The sequence below is a fragment of the Streptomyces sp. DSM 106670 genome (genome assembly GCF_055792845.1).
Window position 1 is genome coordinate 4,948,244 of the sequence record NZ_CM147704.1, and the last position, 20,116, is coordinate 4,968,359.

General features: G+C 73.0%; 18 protein-coding genes. 7 read left to right on the forward strand and 11 right to left on the reverse strand.

Annotated elements, in window-relative coordinates; translation table 11 throughout:
- Positions 1 to 262 precede the first annotated feature (262 nt).
- The gene (locus ACSMXR_RS21915) at positions 263 to 910 is read right to left on the reverse strand and encodes a hypothetical protein (RefSeq protein WP_473169740.1); all 648 of its coding nucleotides are present in this window, start codon (positions 908 to 910) and stop codon (positions 263 to 265) included.
- Positions 911 to 1,107: 197 nt separating this feature from the next.
- Here ACSMXR_RS21915 and ACSMXR_RS21920 point away from each other — a divergent pair, with 197 nt between their 5' ends.
- Positions 1,108 to 1,638 (forward strand): hypothetical protein, encoded by a 531-nt coding sequence (locus ACSMXR_RS21920; RefSeq protein WP_030628434.1) that lies wholly within the window; start codon positions 1,108 to 1,110, stop codon positions 1,636 to 1,638.
- Positions 1,639 to 1,665: 27 nt separating this feature from the next.
- Here ACSMXR_RS21920 and ACSMXR_RS21925 read toward each other — a convergent pair whose 3' ends face one another.
- Genes ACSMXR_RS21925 through ACSMXR_RS21935 form a run of 3 tightly spaced genes read right to left on the reverse strand, consistent with a single transcriptional unit; the run spans position 1,666 to position 4,059 of the window.
- Complete coding sequence (locus ACSMXR_RS21925) at positions 1,666 to 2,442, reverse strand: enoyl-CoA hydratase/isomerase family protein (RefSeq protein ID WP_473169741.1); 777 nt, start codon at positions 2,440 to 2,442, stop codon at positions 1,666 to 1,668.
- A 3-nt stretch (positions 2,443 to 2,445) separates the two neighbouring features.
- Positions 2,446 to 2,901, reverse strand: coding sequence for a Zn-ribbon domain-containing OB-fold protein (locus tag ACSMXR_RS21930; protein ID WP_376185673.1), 456 nt, complete (start codon positions 2,899 to 2,901; stop codon positions 2,446 to 2,448).
- 9 nt (positions 2,902 to 2,910) lie between these two features.
- Positions 2,911 to 4,059 carry a lipid-transfer protein gene (locus tag ACSMXR_RS21935; protein WP_218525138.1) on the reverse strand — a complete coding sequence of 383 codons (1,149 nt, stop codon included), beginning with the start codon at positions 4,057 to 4,059 and terminating at the stop codon, positions 2,911 to 2,913.
- Positions 4,060 to 4,158: 99 nt separating this feature from the next.
- Here ACSMXR_RS21935 and ACSMXR_RS21940 point away from each other — a divergent pair, with 99 nt between their 5' ends.
- Positions 4,159 to 5,712, forward strand: a complete 1,554-nt coding sequence (locus ACSMXR_RS21940; RefSeq protein ID WP_381906781.1) for a FadD3 family acyl-CoA ligase — start codon at positions 4,159 to 4,161, stop codon at positions 5,710 to 5,712.
- Positions 5,713 to 5,853: 141 nt separating this feature from the next.
- On the opposite strand, the gene ACSMXR_RS21945 is transcribed toward ACSMXR_RS21940, so the two are convergent.
- Both ACSMXR_RS21945 and afsR read right to left on the reverse strand, forming a co-directional pair.
- The gene (locus tag ACSMXR_RS21945) at positions 5,854 to 6,030 is read right to left on the reverse strand and encodes a hypothetical protein (RefSeq protein ID WP_170994554.1); all 177 of its coding nucleotides are present in this window, start codon (positions 6,028 to 6,030) and stop codon (positions 5,854 to 5,856) included.
- 206 nt (positions 6,031 to 6,236) lie between these two features.
- Complete coding sequence (afsR, locus tag ACSMXR_RS21950) at positions 6,237 to 9,191, reverse strand: SARP-family global regulator AfsR (protein ID WP_473169742.1); 2,955 nt, start codon at positions 9,189 to 9,191, stop codon at positions 6,237 to 6,239.
- A 290-nt stretch (positions 9,192 to 9,481) separates the two neighbouring features.
- On the opposite strand from afsR, the gene ACSMXR_RS21955 reads away from it, so the two are divergent.
- Entirely contained in the window at positions 9,482 to 10,702 is a 1,221-nt protein-coding gene (locus tag ACSMXR_RS21955; protein WP_473169743.1) for an amidohydrolase family protein, read from the forward strand.
- 60 nt (positions 10,703 to 10,762) lie between these two features.
- On the opposite strand, the gene ACSMXR_RS21960 is transcribed toward ACSMXR_RS21955, so the two are convergent.
- Both ACSMXR_RS21960 and ACSMXR_RS21965 read right to left on the reverse strand, forming a co-directional pair.
- Positions 10,763 to 11,590, reverse strand: coding sequence for a MerR family transcriptional regulator (locus ACSMXR_RS21960; protein ID WP_473169744.1), 828 nt, complete (start codon positions 11,588 to 11,590; stop codon positions 10,763 to 10,765).
- A gap of 153 nt (positions 11,591 to 11,743) precedes the next feature.
- Entirely contained in the window at positions 11,744 to 11,947 is a 204-nt protein-coding gene (locus tag ACSMXR_RS21965; RefSeq protein ID WP_003967102.1) for a cold-shock protein, read from the reverse strand.
- 332 nt (positions 11,948 to 12,279) lie between these two features.
- Here ACSMXR_RS21965 and ACSMXR_RS21970 point away from each other — a divergent pair, with 332 nt between their 5' ends.
- From ACSMXR_RS21970 to ACSMXR_RS21985, 4 genes are all read left to right on the forward strand, one after another.
- Complete coding sequence (locus ACSMXR_RS21970) at positions 12,280 to 13,161, forward strand: menaquinone biosynthetic enzyme MqnA/MqnD family protein (RefSeq protein WP_030083389.1); 882 nt, start codon at positions 12,280 to 12,282, stop codon at positions 13,159 to 13,161.
- Positions 13,162 to 13,436: 275 nt separating this feature from the next.
- The gene (locus ACSMXR_RS21975) at positions 13,437 to 15,461 is read left to right on the forward strand and encodes a serine/threonine-protein kinase (protein WP_473169745.1); all 2,025 of its coding nucleotides are present in this window, start codon (positions 13,437 to 13,439) and stop codon (positions 15,459 to 15,461) included.
- A gap of 72 nt (positions 15,462 to 15,533) precedes the next feature.
- Complete coding sequence (gene mqnC, locus ACSMXR_RS21980) at positions 15,534 to 16,733, forward strand: cyclic dehypoxanthinyl futalosine synthase (protein WP_137232553.1); 1,200 nt, start codon at positions 15,534 to 15,536, stop codon at positions 16,731 to 16,733.
- Positions 16,734 to 16,740: 7 nt separating this feature from the next.
- Entirely contained in the window at positions 16,741 to 17,430 is a 690-nt protein-coding gene (locus ACSMXR_RS21985) for an imidazolonepropionase-like domain-containing protein (protein WP_218525134.1), read from the forward strand.
- Between the two features lie 20 nt (positions 17,431 to 17,450).
- On the opposite strand, the gene ACSMXR_RS21990 is transcribed toward ACSMXR_RS21985, so the two are convergent.
- Genes ACSMXR_RS21990 through ACSMXR_RS22000 form a run of 3 tightly spaced genes read right to left on the reverse strand, consistent with a single transcriptional unit; the run spans position 17,451 to position 19,999 of the window.
- Positions 17,451 to 18,521, reverse strand: a complete 1,071-nt coding sequence (locus ACSMXR_RS21990; protein ID WP_473169746.1) for a DUF3152 domain-containing protein — start codon at positions 18,519 to 18,521, stop codon at positions 17,451 to 17,453.
- Positions 18,518 to 19,480: a hypothetical protein gene (locus tag ACSMXR_RS21995; protein ID WP_473169747.1), complete on the reverse strand. Its 963-nt coding sequence runs from the start codon at positions 19,478 to 19,480 to the stop codon at positions 18,518 to 18,520. The genes ACSMXR_RS21990 and ACSMXR_RS21995 overlap by 4 nt, the downstream gene beginning before the upstream one ends.
- Before the next feature lie 9 nt (positions 19,481 to 19,489).
- Positions 19,490 to 19,999 (reverse strand): SigE family RNA polymerase sigma factor, encoded by a 510-nt coding sequence (locus ACSMXR_RS22000; protein WP_473172427.1) that lies wholly within the window; start codon positions 19,997 to 19,999, stop codon positions 19,490 to 19,492.
- Positions 20,000 to 20,116: the final 117 nt, after the last annotated feature.

Genomic DNA, 20,116 nt, shown 5'->3' on the forward strand with positions numbered 1-20,116 from the left:
AAACGCCGGACGGGCTGAAAAGATGTCCTCAATCGCCGGACGGGCTTGTTTTCCCCGCCTGTCCGGCCCACTCCAGCCCGTCCGGCGTTTGAGGACGGAACCGTTGCTCGGTGGGGCGGCGACCAAGCGGATTTCCCCGCCCGTCCGGCCCGCCCCAGCCCGTCCGGCGTTTGAGGACGGAACCCTTGCTCGGTGGGGCGGCAACCGTGCGGACTACCAGCCCGTCCGGCGATTGAGGACGGAACCCTCGACGTGGTGGCCGTCAGATCTGGGGCGGCCGGTGCGGTGGATGTACCGGATCCCGGGGGTCGTCCTCCGGGTACGACCGCGTACGGGCGTCACGCGGATCCGGCCCCGTGTACGGCTCCACCTCCGGCTCCGGCCACGGCGACTGCTGCACCGACATCCCCGGCTCCTGCGTGGGCGGCCACGTGTCCACCTGATCCGCCGCCGGCGCGGCATACCGCTCCACCGGCTCCCGCCCCGCCCCCCGCCGGCTCCGCCGGCCACTCATCAACAACGCCCCGATCACCATCAGCGCCCCACCCGCCAACGCATTCGCCACCCCCACCTGCAACCCCGCCCCGTCCCCGCCCACCACCAGCGAACCCGCCGCCTGCCCCTGGCGGACCATCCACAGGATCGTGAAGCCCAGCACCACCACGCCCGCGAGGGCGACCACGAGCCGCGAGCGGAGCACCACGCCCGCGATCACCAGCAACGCCGCGACCAGGAACGGCAGCAGGATCGAGACCAGCACCCCCGACTCCGTGGCGGTGATCCCCTCGAACAGGTCCCGCACCCGGTACTCGTGCCCGGCCCGCCCGGCGTACCAGTCGCGGAACGGGCTCAGCACGGCGGAGGCCGCCCCGGCCAGCGCGACGACGGAGCCGAGGATGTTGCGGATCATCGTCAGGCCTCCAGGGGCGTACACGCACGGCCCCCGCCACCGACGCTACGCCGGGACGATCACCCCCGCCACGCAGACCATGACCGGACCGTGACAGGGTCATGACCTGAACGTGGAGTCCCGCACGGCATGCTGAGGGTCACAACGCACGCCACCGGCTCGACAAACGGCAACGAAACTCAAGGGGGGCTGCATCCATGATGCGGCGACAGATGAAGCTCGCGGCGGTCCTGGTCGTGGTGGTGCTCGCGCTCACCGGGTTCTCCACCTCCACCAGCGGCGGCAAGAGCGGCAAGAGCAGGAGCGGCAAGAGCAGCAGTTCGGGCGGCGGCTGCTCCAGCTCGAAGAAGAGCAACAACGGCTACCGCGACCACGACTACGACGACGACAACGACAGCTCGTCCTCCGGCTCGTCCGGCTCCTACGGAACCCCGACGCCCACCGCGTCCGACGCCCCCGCCGTCCGGGTCATCCGCTGTGCCGCGCCGCGCAAGGGCAAGCGCAAGGCGGTCACCGCCTCGCTGGTCGAGCTGCGGGCGAACGAGCCGGGCTCGCAGGCGTACGAGATCGACGTGCGGTTCGTCGACGCCCTGGGCCAGACCGTGGACACCGCCGAGACCACCACGAACCTGGACGGCGGCGAGGTGCGCACCCTCACCGTGCGGATGGACAGCCCCGGCAAGGTCTCCCGGGTCAAGCGCTGCGAAGTGACCGCGGTGGCGCTCTAGAGCCGGCCGGGGGCGGCCGCACCCGGGTCACCGCACCCGCGGCTGCCCGCCCCCGCCCCGCCCCGCGAACAGCTCCGCCTGCCGTTCCGGGGGCAGGTTGCCGAGGGCGATCAGCGCCGGGGCCTGGGCCATCGCCTGGGTCCTGGCCGCCTCCTTCGCGGACCACACCGCCCGGACCGTGCCCTGCACCGCCTCCGTCGGATATCCGGCGACCACCTCCGCCGACCGCAGCGCCGCCGCCACCGCGCGGCCCGGCTCCGTCACCTCGCTGACCAGCCCGACCGCGTACGCCCGCGCCGCGCTCACCCGCTCCGCGGTGCCCATCAGCGCCATCCGGGCCACCTCCCCGAACGGCATCCGCTGGGCCATCGCGATGGCCTCGTACGCCGAGACCATCCCGTACGTCGTGTGCGGGTCGAAGAACGTCGCCTCCCGGGACGCGACGACGAACTCCGCCTCGCCCAGCAGATAGAACGCCCCGCCGCACGCCATCCCCTCCACGGCCGCGACCACCGGCTTCCACAGGTCGTTGGCCTTGGGGCCGATACGTAGCAGCGGATCGTCGAGGGCGTACGGGGAGGGAGGCTGCGGGACCTCGACGCCCCGGTCGATCCCGGTACAGAAGGCCCGCGTCCCGGCCCCGGTGAGAACCACCGCCCGGATCGCCTCGTCGAACCGCAACTCCAGCCACAGTGCGGCCAGTTCACCGGCCGTCTCCAGGTCGATCGCATTGAGCTTCGCCGGCCGGTCCAGGGTGACGAGCGCGACCCCGGTCCGCTCGTCCCGCTCGGTGCGCAGGGCCATCGCTCACCGCTCCAGGACCCAGCGCACGAGCGTGACGTCGCCCCCGGGCCCGGCCGGGCAGAAGACGGCCCGCACCGGAGCGCCGATCCGCAGCCGTGCCGGATCCACCGAGTTCAGCGGCGCGTCGGGCGAGGCGACGACGTTCCCGGCGAGCCGGATCCGCGGGGCGTCCGCCAGCTCGACCAACACCGCGTTGTACGGGGCCTGTTCGGCGTAGGCGGGGAGCAGGGGCGGGTGCGGGATCACATACGACCAGAGCCGGCCGCGTCCGCTCATCAGCCGCCACGCGCTGTCGAAGGAGCCGCAGTGCGGGCAGCAGGGCCGGGGCGGGAAGCGCAGTTCGCCGCAGGCGGGGGCGGCGCAGGCCTGGACGCGGAGTTCGCCGCGCGCGGCGTACTCCCAGAAGGGTGCGCCGTCCTCGTCGACGACGGGCAGCAGCAGGGCGTCGGACATGCTCATGGGATCGCCTCAACTCCTCAGCAGGACAGCGGATGTCGGCACGCCCTCGCCCGCCGTGACCAGGCAGGTGGCGGCGTCGGGCACCTGGGCGGTGGAGGTGCCGCGCAGTTGCTTCACGCCCTCGGTGATGAGGTTGAAGCCGTGGACGTACGCCTCGCTCAGCCCGCCGCCGCCGGTGTTGACCGGCAGCCGCCCACCGCTCTCCAGCGCCCCGCCCTCGGTGAACGCCCCGCCCTCGCCGCGCCCGCAGAAGCCGTAGCCCTCCAGCGAGAGCGGGACGAGCGGGGTGAACGCGTCGTAGATCTGGGCCACATCGATGTCGTCCGGCCCGAAGTCGGCCTGTTTCCACAGCTGTCGGGCGGCCGTCCAGGCGGGGCCGGTGAGCGGGTCGTCGTTCCAGTAGTTGACCATTCCGTGGTGCTGGGCGGGCAGTCCCTGGGCGACGGAGTGGAGGTAGACGGGCCGCTGTCGGCAGTCGCGGGCGCGCTCGGCGGAGACGATGACGCAGGCCAACGCCCCGTCGGTCTCCAGGCAGTTGTCGAAGAGGCAGAGCGGTTCGCTGATCCAGCGGGAGTTCATGTACATCTCGCGGGTCAGCGGGCGTTCGTACATGATCGCGTCCGGGTTCTGGTTGGCCCGGTTGCGGCAGGCGAGGGCGACGTTGAAGAGGTGGTCGCGGGTGGCCCCGTACTCGTGCATGTAGCGGCGGGCCAACATGCCGATCTCGTCGGCGGGCCGGAGCAGTCCGTAGGGCCGGGTCCACTGGGCGGGGGTGGGGAGTTGGACGGCGGTGTTCTTCCACGGCCGGGGGCCGGATCCGCGTTTGCGGGACCGCCAGGCGACGCCGACGCTCGCCTGTCCGGTGGCGACGGCGGCGGCGAGGTGGGCGAGGGTGGCGCAGGAACCCCCGCCCCCGTACCCCACCTTGCTGAAGAAGGTGACGTCCCCGGCCCCGATCGCCTTGGCGACCTCGACCTCGTCGGTCTCCTCCATGGTGTACGAGGCGAAGCCGTCGACCTCCGAGGGGGCGATGCCCGCGTCGTCGAGGGCCGCCAGGATCGCCCGGCAGGCGAGCGTCTTCTCGGATTCCGGGAGCCGTTTCGCGAACGCCGTCTGCCCGATCCCGGCTATCGCCGTCGCGTCCTTGAGCGTTGCCATCCGCTGACCTCCCGCACCGTCGCGCCTGCTGACAGCGGCAGAGGCTACCGCTAATCTGACGGATAGTCAGCTAGTGCGGCGGCGGAAGGCGGGCGCGTGATGCGGGGCGACGAGGAGTGGGGCAGCATCCCGGGGCTGGTGCGGGCGGCGGCGGAGCGGTACGGCCCGGCCGAGGCGGTGGCCGACGGCCGCACCCGGCTCTCGTACGCCGAGCTCGGCGACCGGGTGGAGCGCGCGGCGGCCGCGTGCATCGCCTCCGGAGTGGAGCCGGGCGACCGGGTCGCGATCTGGGCCCCGAACACGACGGAGTGGATCGTCTCGGCGCTCGGGGCGGTGAGTGCGGGCGCGGTGCTGGTCCCTCTCAACACCCGCTTCAAGGGCACGGAGGCGGCGTACATCCTGCGCCGCAGCCGGGCCAGGCTGCTGTTCGTCACCGGCACGTTCCTGGGCACCTCGTACGTGGCGTCGCTGCGGCGGGCGGAGGTGAAGCTGCCGGATCTGGAGCGGGTGGTGGTGCTGGCGGACACGGCCCCGGAGGACTACACGAGCTGGCCGGACTTCCTGGCGGCGGGGGAGGGGGTGGCGCCCTCCGCCGTACGGGAACGAGCGGCGGCGATCGCCCCCTCGGACCCCTCCGACATCATCTACACCTCCGGCACCACGGGCGCCCCCAAGGGCGCGGTGATCACCCACGCGCAGACACTGCGCGCGTACGCGATCTGGAGCGACCTGGCGGGCCTGCGCGAGGGCGACCGCTACCTCATCGTCAACCCCTTCTTCCACACCTTCGGCTACAAGGCGGGGATCATCGCCTGTCTGATGCGGGGGGCCGTGATGGTGCCGCAGCCGGTGTTCAACGTGGACACGGTGCTGGCGAACATCGCGGCGGAACGGATCTCGGTCCTGCCCGGCCCGCCCACGCTCCACCAGTCGCTGCTGGACCACCCGGCACGCGAGGCGCACGACCTGTCGGCGCTGCGCCTGGTGGTGACGGGCGCGGCGGTGGTCCCCCTCCAGCTGGTGGAACGCCTGCGCAACGAACTGCACATCACGACGGTGCTGACGGCGTACGGCCTCTCCGAGGCGAGCGGCATCGTGACCATGTGCCGCCGGGGCGACGCGCCGGAGGTCGTGGCCACCACCTCCGGCCGGGCGATCCCCGGCACCGAGATCCGCGTCCTGGCGGAACCGGGCGTTCCGGGCGAGGTCCAGGTCCGCGGCTTCACCGTGATGAGCGGCTACTTCGAGGACCCGGACACGACGGCCGCCACGATGACCGAGGACGGCTGGCTCCGCACCGGCGACGTGGGCGTCCTGGACGGGGCGGGCAACCTGCGGATCACGGACCGGATCAAGGACATGTTCATCGTGGGCGGCTTCAACGCCTACCCGGCCGAGATCGAACAGCTCCTCGGCCTCCACCCGGACGTGGCCGACGTCGCGGTCATCGGCATCCCGGACCCGAGGCTGGGCGAGGTCGGCAAGGCCTACGCGGTCCGCCGCCGCGGCGCGACGCTCACCGCGGACGACCTGATCGCCTGGTCCCGCCGCGAGATGGCGAACTTCAAGGTCCCCAGGGCGGTGGAGTTCGTCCCGGAGCTCCCGCGCAACGCGAGCGGCAAGGTGGTGAAGGGGGAGCTGCGCGGACGGTAGCCGCCCCCCCCGGGACACGCGTGAGGGGCCCGAGCGCTTCCCCAGTGCTCGGGCCCCTCACACATTCCCCCGTACCGCGACCGCGGCGGCTCCCCCTCGGCGTCGCCGCGGTCGCTTCCCCCGTATCCCCGTCGGGAAGGTCTAGGCGGGCTCGCCCGTGGCGTGGTTGTCGAGCGGCTTGACGGTGCCGCCGGTCGCGTGGTTGTCGAGCGGCTTCACGGTGCCGCCCGTCGCGTGGTTGTCCTGCGGCTTGGCTTCCCCGCCGGTGGCGTGGTTGTCGAGCGGCTTGACGACCGGGTTCTTCTTCGCATCGCTCATGGTGTTCTCCAGCTTCCTGAATAGCTGTGCAACGGACTCGACGAGCCCGCCCGGCAACTCCCCCGTCGGGTTGCCGGGCGGGTGTCATCTGGCCGTTCAACGTACCTCTACGGCCACAGCCGGCCCGTCTGCCCCCCGACGCGACGGAACGACTGGGACCACAGTGTCGGGAAGCGATAAACGAATGATGAACGCTCACCACCGGCTCAGCCGGGCAGCGTTGGCACGAGCAACTTCCGTACGCTCTCGATCTCCGCCGAGCCGAGCGTCTCGTATATGTCCAGCGCCTCGCGCCAGCACACCTGGGCCCGGCCCGGCTGCCCGATCTCGCTCAGCGCCCGGCCCAGCACGGTCAGGACGTTGCCGCGCCGCCACTCGCCGCCGATGCCGCGCAGGATCGCCAGCGCCTGTTCGGACTTGGTGGCCGCCTGCGCCGGAAGGCCGGCCGCCAGGTCCACCTCCGCGAGACGGAACGTGGCCATACCCTCCCAGAGGCGCTGCCTGCTGTCCCGGAACACCGCCAGCGCGTCGTGGAGTTGCTCCGTCGCATCGGCGAACCGGCCGCTCTGCGTGAGAGCCAGGCCGAGAGCGTAACGGCCGTTCGCGCCGCGCAGCGCGTGGCCCAGCTCGTCGTAGATGTCTATGCCCTGCTGGGCCAGGGCCACCGCGCTCGTGGTGTTCCCCATCGCCAGATGGATACGGGAGAGGTTGCACAGGGCGCTCGCCTCGCCCGGGCGGTTGCCGTCGGCCCGGAAGTTGGCGATGGCCTGCTCCAGATACGCCTCTCCCTCGGCGTGGCGGTTCTGGTACAGCGCGATGATGCCGAGGTCGTTCGGAGCCCAGCAGCTCGGCAGCGGGTCGTCCACGGCGCGGGCGAGCCGCATGGCCCGCTGCGCGTCCCGCTCCGCCTGGTCGAAACGGCCCGCGACCAGACGTGCGTTGGTGAGGGTGATCAGCGCCCGCCCCTCGGCCCGCGCGTCGTCGCTGGACCGCGCCAGATCGCGCATCGTGATCGCCGCGGCCTCGTACTGCTTGGAGTTCGCGCCCGACTCCGCGAGGTCCTTGGTGGCCCAGAGCAGATCGACCGCCCGGCGCACCGCACCGGGCCCCGACGACTGACGTACGCAGGCGAGCAGGGAGTTGGCCTCCGTGTAGAGCCAGTCCTGAGCGCTGTGCCGGTCGGCGAACGTCAGCCCGCTGTACTGCGTGGGCTCCCGGTGATCGGCCAGCCGGTCCCCCGGCCGCTCCAGCGCGTACACCCCCGCCGCCGTCGCCAGATAGAAGTCCAGCAGCCGCGACAGCGCCGACTCCCGCTCCACCGGCTCCTCGTCCCGTTCCGCGCACGCACGCGCGTAGAGGCGCACCAGGTCGTGGTAGCGGTAGCGGCCCGGGGCCGCGGACTCCACCAGGCTCGTGTCGACCAGGGCCTCCAGGAGGTCCTCCGCCGTGTGCGGGTCCAGGTTCAGCAGGGCCGCCGCGGCGGCCAGCGAGATGTCCGGGCCGTCCGCGAGGCCCAGGAGGCGGAAGGCGCGGGCCTGGGCCGGTTCCAGCTGGCCGTAGCCGAGTTCGAACGTGGCCTTCACCGCGAGGTCGCCCGCCTGGAGCTCGTCCAGCCGGCGGCGTTCGTCGGCGAGCTTGGCGGCGAGGACCGAGACCGTCCAGGTGCGGCGGGCCGCGAGGCGGGAGGCGGCGATGCGGATCGCCAGGGGCAGGAAGCCGCACGCGGCCACCACGTCGAGGGCCGCCTCGCGCTCCGCGCCGACCCGCTCGTCGCCGACGATCCGGGTGAAGAGCTGCAGCGCCTCCTCCGGCGACATCACGTCCAGGTCCACCAGATGCGCCCCGGCCAGGTCCACCATCCGCACCCGGCTCGTCACCAGGGCCGCGCACCCCGGCGTACCGGGCAGCAACGGGCGGATCTGGGCGGCGTCGTGGGCGTTGTCGAGGAGGATCAGGACGCGGCGGCCGTCCAGCGTCGAGCGGTACAGCGCGGCCCGCTCGTCCAGGGTGTCCGGGATCGCCGAGTCCGCCGTGCCGAGCGCGCGCAGGAACGAGCCGAGGACCGTCTCCGGCTCCGCCGCCCTCGCCCCCGCGCCCTGGAGGTCGACGTAGAGCTGCCCGTCCGGGAAGTGCCGGCGGGCCTGGTGCGCGACGTGCACCGCCAGGGTCGTCTTGCCGACGCCGCCGATCCCGGCCACCGCGGAGACCGCCATCACCGAGCCCTCGGCGGTGGCCAGTCGGCCGCCCAGCTCGGAGACGAACGCGGACCGGCCGGTGAAGTCGGGCACGGTGGCGGGGAGCTGGGCCGGCTTCAGCGGCGCGGGCGCGGGCGCCGGTTCGTCCGCCGGGCGGGCCAGCTCCTCGTCGGCGCGCAGGATCCGCTGCTGGAGCTGGGCCAGTTCGGGGCGCGGGTCCACGCCCAGCTCCTCCGCGAGGAGCCGGCGGGTGTCCGCGTACACCGCGAGGGCCTCGGCCTGCCGACCGCTGCGGTACAGCGCCACCATCAGCAGTTCGCGCAGCCGCTCGCGCAGCGGGTGCGCGGCGGTCAGCGCGGTCAGCTCGGAGACGGCCTCCGCATGGCAGCCGACCTCCAGGTCCAAATCCAGCCGCGTCTCGGTGAGCTGGAGCCGCCACTCCTCCAGCCGGGTGCGCTGATTGTCCGCGTACGGGCCGGGCACGGAGGCCAGCGCCTCGCCGTCCCACAGACCCAGCACCTTGTTGATCAGGGTGCGCGCCTGGCAGCGGTCCCCGGCCGCCCGCGCCTTCTCGGCCTCGGCCGACAGGTCCTGGGCCAGGGTGAGGTCCAGCGTACCCCGGTCGGTGCGGATCGCGTATCCGCCGGACTCGCTCACCAGGGTGTCCTGGCCCAGGATCTTGCGCAGTCGGGAGGCGTACGTACGGATCGTGGCCAGCGCCTGCGAGGGCGGGTCCTCGCCCCAGAAGGCGTCGATCAGCTCGCCCGCGGTGGCCGTCCGGCCCTCGCGCAGCAGCAGCGCGGCGAGCAGGGCGCGTTGCTGGGGCGAGCCCGAGGAGAGCAGCTCCGAGCCCCGCCAGGCCCGTACGGGGCCGAGCACGGTGAACCTGAGGGCGTCCGCCGTACCCGGTTTCTCCGGAGCACGCTGCTCCGGTACGCGCACGCGTGGCCCGCTGTCACGGTCCATTGATGCCCCCTGTCCTGCTCGCCTGCCGGTCCCGCTCGTCTGCGGATCCTGCCGGTGGTGCCCGCGCCCGCATGTCCGCCCGTGCGTCATGTGCGGTGTGCATCCGGATGGCGCGGTACCGCTGGTATCGCGCTCAACAGTCTGCCTTGTCCCGGGCGGACTCGTCAGCAGTGGGTGACGCTCTGCACAAGCCCTCGACAACGATTCGGGAACCGAGCCCCGTGCCGGACCCGGCGCGAATGCCCGCACGCTAGCTGACGGTTCGTCAGATCGGCGCTACCGTGGAACACATGGAGACCTTCCCGAAGATCATCTCGGTGGACGACCACACGGTGGAGCCCGCTCATGTCTGGCGGGACCGGCTCCCGTCCAGATATGCGGACTCCGGTCCGCGCGTCGTTCGCGCACCGCTGAAGGAAATGACCTTCATGGGCGGAAAGTTCGCGCCCGTGATGGGTGCGAAGGGCGACGACGGGCCGGTCGGCGACTGGTGGGTGTACGAGGATCTGCACCGCCCGCTCACCCGTCTCGACACCGCCGTCGGCTACGACAGGGACGAGATCAAGCTGGAGATCATCACCTACGAACAGATGCGGCCGGGCTCCTTCTCGGTCCCGGACCGGCTCGCCGACATGGACGTCAACCATGTGCAGTCCGCGCTCTGCTTCCCGACCTTCCCGCGCTTCTGCGGGCAGACGTTCACCGAAGCGAAGGACCGCGAGCTGGGGCTCCTCGGCGTGCGCGCCTACAACGACTGGATGGTGGAGGAGTGGTGCGGCCCCGAGGCGCACGGCCGCCTCATCCCGCTCACCCTCGTCCCGCTGTGGGACGCGGAGCTCGCCGCCGCCGAGGTCCGGCGCAACGCGGCGCGGGGCGTGCGCGCGGTCGCGTTCTCCGAGATACCTCCCCATCTCGGACTTCCGTCCATACATGCGGACGACTGGGATCCGTTCCTCGCGGCCTGCGACGAGACCGGCACCGTGATCGCCATGCACATCGGCTCTTCGTCGAAGATGCCGTCCACCTCCGCCGACGCCCCGCCCGCCGTCGGCTCCACCATCACCTTCGCCAACTGCTGCTTCTCGATGGTCGACTGGCTGATGAGCGGCAAGTTCGAACGCTTCCCCAACCTGAAGATCATGTACGCGGAGGGCCAGATCGGCTGGATCCCGTACATCCTGGAACGCGCCGACGTGGTCTGGGAGGAGAACCGGGCCTGGGGCGGCGTCGCCGAGAAGGTCCACCGCCCGCCGTCCGAGCTGTTCGCCGAGCACGTCTACGGCTGCTTCTTCGACGACGCCTTCGGGCTGAAGAACCTCGACGCGATCGGCGTCGGCAACGTCCTGTACGAGACGGACTACCCGCACTCCGACTCCACCTGGCCCCGCTCCCGCGAGGTCGGCGAGGAGCAGATGGGCCATCTGGCTCCGGACGTCGTCGACCGGATCGTCCGGGGCAACGCGATCGACCTGCTGGGGCTCACGGAGGACGGGCTCTGGGCGGGGGCGTAGAGGCCAGGGCCTGCGTACGGGGAGGGGGCGGCGTGCCCCTCCCCGTACGCATCGGGCCGGTCAGGCCTTCGCCACCGGCTCCTGGAGCTCCGTCACCCACGCGCTCCGGTCCGCCGGGCACTCCAGGTTCACCTCGCGGGTGTAGCCCGTGGAGCGGTAGCCGTTGGCGTCCAGCCAGCGGGCCAGGGCGTGGGCCGTCGGCAGGACGTCGTCCATCGCGCCCCGGTGCACGATCGTCGCCGCCTCGAACGGCGGCAGCTCCACCACCCGCACCCCCGTGTCCCCGACCGCGCCCGCCGGGGCCGACACCGTCACCCCGGCGTGCACCGTGATCGCGCCGGAGCCCCCGGGGGCGTCCTCGTACCGGGCGATCCCGGGACCGGTGGGCCGGAGGCCGGCGCCCTCCAGGAGCGGGAAGAGCCTGTCGTACAGCGGGCCGATCACCGGACCGATGTCCTCCGGCTGGTAGCTCGCGGCCGTCCCGGTCAGCTCGGCCACCCGGACCGCCGGAACGGTCTTGATCACAACGTCGTCGGCAGGCATGCGCCCCTCGCTCTCGATCGACCGGAGCCTCGCCTCGACCCGGGCCAGCCGCGTCGACGCGGCCGCCACCGCCTCCGCCAGCTCGGCCCGGCGCAGCCGCAGCATCCCGCGCAGCTCCTCCGGGCCCACCTGCTCGTCCAGGACGGCCCCCACCTGCTGGAGCGTGAAGCCGAGGTCCTTGAGCGCGATGATCCGGTTGAGCCGTGCGAGCTGGGCCGCGCCGTAGCGGCGGTAGCCGGTGGCGGGGTCGGTGCGGTCGGGGTGCAGCAGCCCGATGGCGTCGTAGTGACGCAGCATCCGGGGCGACACCCGGCCGTACCTGGCGAAGTCTCCGATGGTGAACATGATGGCTCCACTGCACCCCTTCACACGGGGTCAAGGTCAAGCGGTACCGGGGTGCGGGCGTATACAGGCAGGAGCCCCGTTCCTCCGCCGAAGCGGGGGAGCGGGGCTCCTTGGGTACTGCTATGTACGGCCGCGATCGACCGACCCGGGCAACTAGGCCGGGGTGACGTTCTCAGCCTGCGGACCCTTGGGTCCCTGAGTGACGTCGAAGTTCACGACCTGGTTCTCCTCGAGGGAGCGGAACCCGGACGCGTTGATCGCGGAGTAGTGAACGAAGACATCCGGGCCGCCGCCGTCCTGGGCGATGAAGCCGAAGCCCTTTTCAGCGTTGAACCACTTGACGGTTCCGGTAGCCATAAGCCCTCCTTGGGCCAAAGGGTTGCCCTGCTCCAGAACCTGCAAACAAGTCTGAAAACTACAAAAGCCTGCGGGTTACATGCTCCGCAGGCTCTGTACTGCAAGGGAAACCAAACTGCAACTTGCGGGCGAGCCTAGCACGCAGTCTCTGGAGAGCGGTAGAGGGAAAGATCACTTCACCCGAATGTTTGACTGCCTCGTCGGGCATCCGGAGGAAGACCGCCCGAGAGCCTCCCGAAGAGGGGCGCGGAGCGGAGTGCGGGCGGGGGCGCGGGGCGGGGCGCGCGGGCCCCGGTGGTGCTCGTGGCCGGATGCGGGTCTAGCCTCGCGATGTGGACAATTCAACCGTCTCCCCCCGTGAAGGCGACGACGACCGTCGCAGCCGGCCCCGCGTCGGCCACATCCAGTTCCTGAACTGCCTCCCGCTGTACTGGGGCCTGGCCCGGACGGGAACCCTGCTCGACCTGGAGCTCTCCAAGGACACCCCGGAGCGGCTCAGCGAGCAGCTGATCAGGGGGGATCTGGACATCGGCCCGGTCACCCTCGTGGAGTACCTGCGCAACGCCGACGACCTGGTGGCGTTCCCGGACATCGCGGTCGGCTGCGACGGACCCGTGATGTCCTGCGTGATCGTCTCCCAGCTGCCGCTGGAGCAGCTCGACCGGGCCCGGGTGGCGCTCGGCTCGACCTCCCGCACCTCGGTGCGGCTGGCCCAGCTGCTGCTGGCCGAGCGCTACGGCGTCCGGCCCGACTACTACACCTGCCCGCCCGACCTGGGCCTGATGATGCAGGAAGCGGACGCCGCCGTGCTGATCGGCGACGCCGCGCTGCGCGCCAACCTCCACGACGCCCCCCGGCTCGGGCTCCAGGTCCACGACCTGGGTCAGATGTGGAAGGAGTGGACGGGGCTGCCGTTCGTCTTCGCCGTCTGGGCGGCCCGCAAGGACTTCCTGGCCGCGCACCCCGAGACGGCCGCCAAGGTCCACGAGGCGTTCCTGGCCTCCCGGGACCTCTCGCTGGAGGAGGTCACCAAGGTCGCGGAGCAGGCCGCCCGCTGGGAGGCCTTCGACGCGAAGGTGCTGGAGCAGTACTTCACGACGCTCGACTTCCGCTTCGGCCCGGACCAGCTGGCCGGCGTCCGCGAGTTCGCCCGCCGGACGGGACAGGACACCGGCTACCCGGCCGATGTCCGGGTGGAGCTGCTCGGCGGCTGAGCCAGGGCCCGGGAAAGGGCGGGAATTCCCTTTCCCGTTCCTGGGCAGGGAATTGACGGCGGGCGCCGGAACAACACATTCGCGCCTTTCCCCGGGGCGAAATGATCCCCTCCTGACCGGAGAGGGGGGAATGGTCCGGCCGTTTCCCGGTGACCGCGCCGGTGGCGCCCCCTAGGCTTCGGTCCGGGTCCGGACCGTCCACAGGGATTCCGGAGCGTCCAGAGGGATTGCCGTCCACGGGTTCACCGCCCGCAGGGTTCACAGGGGGAGTCCATATGCAGCCGCTGGAAGCGGGCGAACCGCACACCATCGGTGCCTACCGGCTGCTCGGCAGGCTCGGCGCGGGCGGCATGGGCCGGGTCTATCTGGGGCGCAGCGCGGGCGGCCGTACGGTCGCGGTCAAGGTCGTCCACCCCCACTTCGCCCTCGACGAGCAGTTCCGCGCCCGGTTCCGGCGCGAGGTGGAGTCCGCCCGGCGCATCGGCGCCCAGTGGACCGCCCCGGTCCTGGACGCCGACCCGGACGCGCCGGTGCCGTGGGTGGCGACCGGGTACGTCGCCGGGCCACCGCTCTCCCAGGCGATCACCGAGCACGGCCCGCTGCCCGAACACGCGGTGCGCACCCTGGGCGCGGGTCTCGCCGAGGCCCTCGCGGTCGTCCACGGCCAGGGCATCGTCCACCGCGACGTGAAGCCGTCCAACGTGCTGCTCGCCCTCGACGGCCCCCGCCTCATCGACTTCGGCATCGCCCGGGCCCTCGGCGCGACCGTCTCGCTCACCTCCACCGGCGTCTCCGTCGGCTCGCCCGGCTACATGGCGCCCGAGCAGATCCGGGGCCGGGACGTCTCCGGCGCGGCCGACGTCTTCTCGCTGGGCGCGGTCCTCGCGTACGCGGCGACGGGCGCGGCCCCCTTCCCGGGCGACTCCTCGGCCGTCCTCCTCTACAAGGTGGTCCACGAGGAACCCGAACTGGGCGAGCTGGAGGGTGAGCTGCACGAGGTGGTCGCGGGCTGCCTCGCCAAGGACCCGGCGGACCGCCCCGCCCCGGCCGACCTCGCCCGCGCACTCGCTCCCGAGGGGGCGGCGGCGATGGTGGCGGGCGGCTGGCTGCCGGGCCGGCTGGTGCGCGAGGTCAGCCGGTCCGCGGTGGCCCTGCTGGACCTGGAACCGCAGGACGCGCCGGTGCAGTCGGGTCCGGTGCCGTTCAGCAGCGCGTCTCTGGGGGCGGGGGCCGGGCCCCGGCCCTGGCCGGGGGAGGCCGCACCGGTCCGGCCCGGGGAATTCGGCCCACCCGCCCCGAACCCGCAGGAAGCGCCGTACGGGACGCCCCGTGCGCAGGAAGCCGCGCAGGAAGCGTTGCGGGAAGCACCGGGTCGGACACCGCAGCCGCAGGAAGCGCCGCGTGAAGCGGCGCAGGACGACGTGCCGTACCGGACCCCGCATCCGCAGGACGACGCGTACGGGACGCCGCATCCGCAGGACGAGTACGGGACGCCGCCCCCTCCGCCGCCGCCGATGCCGCCGCGCGCCAAGTCCGCCCCCACCGCACCCCCGCCCCCCGCGCACGCCGGGACCTACCGGCAGGGCGGCGACGGGACGCACAGCCCGCACGGCGCGAGCGGCCTGCCGGGGCAGCGCACCGGCGACCCCCGCCTCTCCCTGACCGTCAGCGCCGAGAACCGGCAGACCACCGGGGAGCGCCGCGGCCGCCGGGTCAGCTGCACGGTCGCCCTGGCCGTGGCCGGCGCGCTCGCCGTCGTCACCCTCGGCACGGGCCTGCTCGACGGACTCTTCCCGGGCGGCGGCGCCGACCAGGACCGGGGCAACGACGCCGCCGCGACCCCGTCGAGCTCCGCCTCCCCGCCCGCCTCCGGGAAGCCCTCGCCCGCCGAGTCCGACGACGCCGCGAGCGAGGCCCCGGCGGCCGCGCTGCCGAAGGCGTACGTGGGCACCTGGAAGGGTCCGCTCACCGAGAGGACGACCGGCCAGCCGCACGGCACCCTCACCGCCGTCTTCACCGAGGGGAAGCGCGGCGAGCGGGTCGTCCGGATGAGCACGACGATCTCCCAGCTCGGCATCACCGTCACCTGCAACAGCGTCGGCACCCTCGCCTCCGGCACCGCGAAGGAGCTGAACATCCGCGAGGCCACCGACCCGGACCGCCCCAGCACCCCCGGCCTCTGCACCACCACCGAGGCCGACCTGGTCTTCCGGCTCGCCGACGACGGCACCCTGGACTACCGCTCGAAGGAACGCGCCGCCGGTCTCCCGTACGGGAAGCTCACCAGGTCCGGCGGCTGACGGCGCACCGGGCTGGCGTACGCTGGATCGGTCCGAGGATCCGTAGAAAAACCGCCGAAAGGTGACAGCCCGGTGACCGAGAAGGCCGACCTTCAGCCCGTCCTCGACCGAGCCGCCGAAGGCGGTCGGATCACCCCGGAGGAGGCGCTCGACCTCTACCGGTCCGCGCCGCTGCACGCGCTGGGCGCCGCCGCCGACGCCGTACGCCGCCGCCGCTACGCCGGTACGGAGCACATCGCGACGTACATCATCGAGCGCAACATCAACTACACCAACGTGTGCGTGACGGCCTGCAAGTTCTGCGCCTTCTACGCCCCGCCCAAGGCCACCGACAAGGGCTGGACCCGCGACCTCGACGACATCCTGCGCCGCTGCGCGGAGACCGTCGAGCTCGGCGGCACCCAGATCATGTTCCAGGGCGGCCACCACCCGGACTTCGGCGTGGAGTACTACGAAGAGCACTTCTCCGCGATCAAGAAGGCGTTCCCGCAGCTGGTCATCCACTCGCTCGGCGCCTCCGAGATCGAGCACATGGCCCGGATCTCGAAGGTCTCCGCCGAGGAGGCCATCAGCCGGATCCACGCCGCCGGGCTCGACTCCTTCGCCGGTGCGGGCGCCGAACTGCTGCCCGCCCGGCCGCGTACCGCCATCGCCCCGCTCAAGGAGTCCGGCGAGCGCTGGCTGGAGATCATGGAGATCGCGCACGGCCTCGGTGTCGAGTCCACCTCCACCATGCTGATGGGCACCGGCGAGACCAACGCCGAGCGCATCGAGCACCTGAAGATGATCCGGGACGTCCAGGACCGCACGGGCGGCTTCCGCGCCTTCATCCCGTACACCTACCAGCCGGAGAACAACAAGCTGAAGGGCCGCACCCAGGCCACGCTCTTCGAGTACCTGCGGATGATCGCCATCGCCCGGCTCTTCCTCGACAACGTCGCCCACATCCAGGGCTCCTGGCTGACCACCGGCAAGGAGGTCGGCCAGCTGTCGCTGCACTACGGCGCGGACGACCTCGGCTCGATCATGCTGGAGGAGAACGTCGTCTCCTCGGCCGGGGCCAAGCACCGCTCCAACCGGCTGGAGATCATCGACCTGATCCGCAAGGCCGACCGCGTCCCGGCCCAGCGCGCCACGACGTACGAGCACCTCGTCGTGCACGACGACCCGGCGAACGACCCGGTCGACGAGCGCGTCGTCTCGCACATCTCGTCCACCGCGATCGAGGGCGGTACCGCCCACCCGGAGCTGAAGCTCCTCAGCGCCAACTGATCCTGCCGTGCTGACGATTCACGCCGCGCCCCTGGTCCTCCCGGTGGGCGCGGCGGCCGTCGCGGACGGGGCGGTCGCGGTGGACGGCGACCGGATCGCGGCCCTCGGCCCGTACGAGGAGGTCGCCGCCGCGTACCCGGCCGCCCGGGTCCGCCGCTGGCCCGGCCTCCTCACGCCCGGACTGCGCCAGGACCGGGCCCGTGAACTGCTCACCCGCTGCTACCACCCCGACCCGCGTGAGGCCGACGAGCTGGGCGAACTCCCTTTGTGGGGCGAGGCGTTCGAGCGGATCGCGGCGACGGCGGACGCGACCCGGCGGGCCGGCAGCGTGCGACGCGGGCTCCAGCGGATGCTGCGCCACGGCACCACCCAGGTGGCGGGCCCGTTCGGCGCGGACGACCCGGCGCTGCGCACGGCCGTCGCCCGGTCGGGTCTGGTCGTCCGGGTCGCGCCGTCGCCCGTTCCGGTACGGGAGGAGTCCGGGGAGCCTTTGCCCGTACGCGAAGGGGTGCCGGACCTGGACCCCTTCGCGGCGGGCGGCGATCTGGCCCGTACGGCACACGGACCGCTGACCGTGGGCGGCCGGGCCGACCTCGCCGTCTTCGACGTGCCCGACGAGGCGGCGCTGTACGGCGGAGGCCCTCGGCCCTGCGTGGCGACCGTGCTCGCGGGGCGGCTCGTGCACCGCGAGCGCTGAGGCCGCTTCCCCGGCAGGCGTCAGGGCACCTTCGGGCCGCCCAGGTAGCGCCCCTTCGCGTCGTACGGCCAGGCGTTGGCGACGCAGCCCTTCAGCCCGTCGATCTGCTGCATCATCGCGGGCGCGGGGCGGCCCTTCCCCGGGCAGGTCTCGTGGCCGCGCCCCAGCCAGTGGCCGACCTCGTGGTTGATGATCAGCGCCCGGTACTCCGCGACGGGCCCGTCGAACTGCGGCGAACCGAGCTGCCAGCGCTTCAGGTTGACCATCACCTTCTCGCCGCCCCGGCAGTTGACCTCGCCGCGCGTGTTCAGGCCGTACGCGCCGCACATCCGGTCCGTGGTCGCCGGGGTGGCGATCCTGATCACCAGCCCGGCCGATCCGTCGGCGACCTGGCGGAACGAGCGCTCGCCGCCGTGGCTCCAGCCGCGCGGATCGGCGAGCACCGCGGCGATGCCGGCGGCGGCCCGGTCCGGGTCGACGCCGATGCCGTCCTCCACCTCGACCCGGTAGGCGCTGCCCTTGCCCTTCGCCGTGACGCCCGCACGGGCCACGGTGAACGTGCCGGGCCCCGAGGCGGGGATGTCCTCGGCCCGGACGTCGTCCGGCTCCACCTCCGCTTCCTCGGTGGCGGACGGGGTCGGGGCCGGCGGGGGAGTGGGCTCGGGGGCGTTCTCCAGCGGCTCGGACGCGTTGTCCGGTCCGCCCTCCGGCGCCGTACGGGAGGGGGCCGGGGCGGCGTCCGCCGGGCCGCCGTCCTGCCAGGGGCGGCCGACGAGAAGCGCCGCGCCCGCGGCCACCGCGAGCGTCAGCACGACGAGGCCCACCGCCCGGCGCCGGTTCCGCTGCCGCCGCCGCACCCGGGTCCGCGCCGCGGACCGGGACCGGGGAGCGGACCGCGAGCCGCGCCGCGAGCCGTTCCGGGAGCCGCGCCCCGAGCCGTCCCCGGATCCGTCCCGGGAGCCGCTCCTCGGACCGCTCCCGGTCCGTTCCGGCGTCCGGGGCGGCGGCACGCGCAGCCGGAAGGTGTCCTCGTCGCGGTCCGGCTGCCCGTACCCGGGCGGCAGCGTGCCGGTCGTGCGGCGGCGCGTCACGAGGCGGCCCCGCTCCACGCCACCGGGTGCTCGCCGGCGTACGCGATCAGCTCCCGGAACCGCGGGCTCTGGGCGACCCGCACCAGGTCCCCCGCGGTGACGGCCGCACCGTCCGCCCCGGACCGCGCGGGCGCGACGGACAGCGCCACCGTGCTGCGGCCGGACCGGTAGTGGAGCGAGACCTCCGTGCCCGGCCGGTCCGCGCCGGGCTGCCGGAACGCCCGGGCCGGCGTGCCGTCGTCCAGGGTGACGGGCTCGCAGGTCAGCCCCTTCTCCGGGAGGTCGCGGCAGGCGGGCTCGGGGCTCCCCGGGTCCGGGCGCACCGACAGGCGGACGGTGTGCACGATGCCACCGCGCCGCCCCTCGTAGCGCTCCGGTCCGTCGCCGACGGGCCGGACGGCGCCGACCGACGCGGGCAGCAGGGCGTCCAGGGCCCGGGCCGCCTGCCGCCGGAAGTCCTCCAGCCGCCAGGCTTCTTGGGGGCCGAGCCCGGGCGGGACCGACAGGGCCGGCTCGGGCGGCCCGGGGGGTACGGGCGGCACGGCCGCGGACTCCGTCGGCACGGGGACGGCGGTGGGGCTCGGCATGTCGGTGGGGTGCTCCGTACGTCGGGGGGACGGGGTGGGCGTGGTGGCGGGCAGGGAGAGGGACGGTCCGGCGGGCGCGGCGGGTTCCGGGCCCGGCCCGGCCGACAGCCAGGGGCCGAGCACGGAGAGGCCCAGGGTCACGGCGGTGACCGCGACGAAGGCGCCCGCGACCGCGAACGCCCGGGCCCTGGCCCGCCGCCGGTGGCCCTCCCGTACGGCGTCGGCGACCAGATCCGGCTGGAGGGACAGCGGGTCGACGGTCCGGTGCAGGGCGTCCCGGAACAACTCTTCGTCCCGGCAGAGCTCTTCGTCGCGGTACAGCTCTTCGTCGCGCGTGCGGGGCGACGGGCGCTCGTACGGTTCAGGGGTCATGACCGGCCCTCAGCTTCCGGTGGAGTAGAGCTGGACGTCGCCCATCCGGGCGCGCAGACGGAGGAGCGAACGTGAGCACTGGCTCTTCACCGTCGACTCGCTGCACCGCAGCAGCGAGGCCACGGTCTCCACGCTCAGGTCGTCCCAGTAGCGCAGGACGACCATCGCCCGTGCCCGGGGCGGGAGTTCGGCGAGCAGGGCGAGCAGCGTGACCCGGAGGTCGGCGCCCGGTGCGGGATTGGGCTGCGGGCGGGGCGCGTTGCGGTTGTGGGCGAGCAGATCGCGTACGGTGCGGCGGCGTTCGGCCACGAAGGTGCGCACCAGCACGGTCTTGGCGTAGGCGTCGAGGTTGTCCGCCCGGCTCGCCCTGCGCCATTGCTGGAACAGCTTGGCGAGCGTCGTCTGCGTCAGGTCCTGCGCGCCCTCGACGTCCCCGCACAGCAGGTAGGCCGTCCGGTACAGCCGGCGCTGCCCGGTCCTGGCGTACGCCTCGAACGCGGCGCGCTCGCCGTCCGCCATGGCGGGCTCAGCCCCTGCCGGCATCCGCCCTCCCCTCTCTCCTCGACCCCCACCCCTTACAGAGCGCCCGTGTGCCGGAAAGGTTGAAGAGAAGTGAAGATCGGTTCGCGACGGTGT

What these genes read in the sequence shown, in the direction of transcription:
- ACSMXR_RS21915 (WP_473169740.1), bottom strand. Translation starts at nt 910, where the DNA reads ATGATCCGCAACATCCTCGGCTCCGTCGTCGCGCTGGCCGGGGCGGCC.
- ACSMXR_RS21920 (WP_030628434.1), top strand. Translation starts at nt 1,108, where the DNA reads ATGATGCGGCGACAGATGAAGCTCGCGGCGGTCCTGGTCGTGGTGGTG.
- ACSMXR_RS21925 (WP_473169741.1), bottom strand. Translation starts at nt 2,442, where the DNA reads ATGGCCCTGCGCACCGAGCGGGACGAGCGGACCGGGGTCGCGCTCGTC.
- ACSMXR_RS21930 (WP_376185673.1), bottom strand. Translation starts at nt 2,901, where the DNA reads ATGAGCATGTCCGACGCCCTGCTGCTGCCCGTCGTCGACGAGGACGGC.
- ACSMXR_RS21935 (WP_218525138.1), bottom strand. Translation starts at nt 4,059, where the DNA reads ATGGCAACGCTCAAGGACGCGACGGCGATAGCCGGGATCGGGCAGACG.
- ACSMXR_RS21940 (WP_381906781.1), top strand. Translation starts at nt 4,159, where the DNA reads ATGCGGGGCGACGAGGAGTGGGGCAGCATCCCGGGGCTGGTGCGGGCG.
- ACSMXR_RS21945 (WP_170994554.1), bottom strand. Translation starts at nt 6,030, where the DNA reads ATGAGCGATGCGAAGAAGAACCCGGTCGTCAAGCCGCTCGACAACCAC.
- afsR (WP_473169742.1), bottom strand. Translation starts at nt 9,191, where the DNA reads ATGGACCGTGACAGCGGGCCACGCGTGCGCGTACCGGAGCAGCGTGCT.
- ACSMXR_RS21955 (WP_473169743.1), top strand. Translation starts at nt 9,482, where the DNA reads ATGGAGACCTTCCCGAAGATCATCTCGGTGGACGACCACACGGTGGAG.
- ACSMXR_RS21960 (WP_473169744.1), bottom strand. Translation starts at nt 11,590, where the DNA reads ATGTTCACCATCGGAGACTTCGCCAGGTACGGCCGGGTGTCGCCCCGG.
- ACSMXR_RS21965 (WP_003967102.1), bottom strand. Translation starts at nt 11,947, where the DNA reads ATGGCTACCGGAACCGTCAAGTGGTTCAACGCTGAAAAGGGCTTCGGC.
- ACSMXR_RS21975 (WP_473169745.1), top strand. Translation starts at nt 13,437, where the DNA reads ATGCAGCCGCTGGAAGCGGGCGAACCGCACACCATCGGTGCCTACCGG.
- ACSMXR_RS21995 (WP_473169747.1), bottom strand. Translation starts at nt 19,480, where the DNA reads ATGACCCCTGAACCGTACGAGCGCCCGTCGCCCCGCACGCGCGACGAA.
- ACSMXR_RS22000 (WP_473172427.1), bottom strand. Translation starts at nt 19,999, where the DNA reads ATGGCGGACGGCGAGCGCGCCGCGTTCGAGGCGTACGCCAGGACCGGG.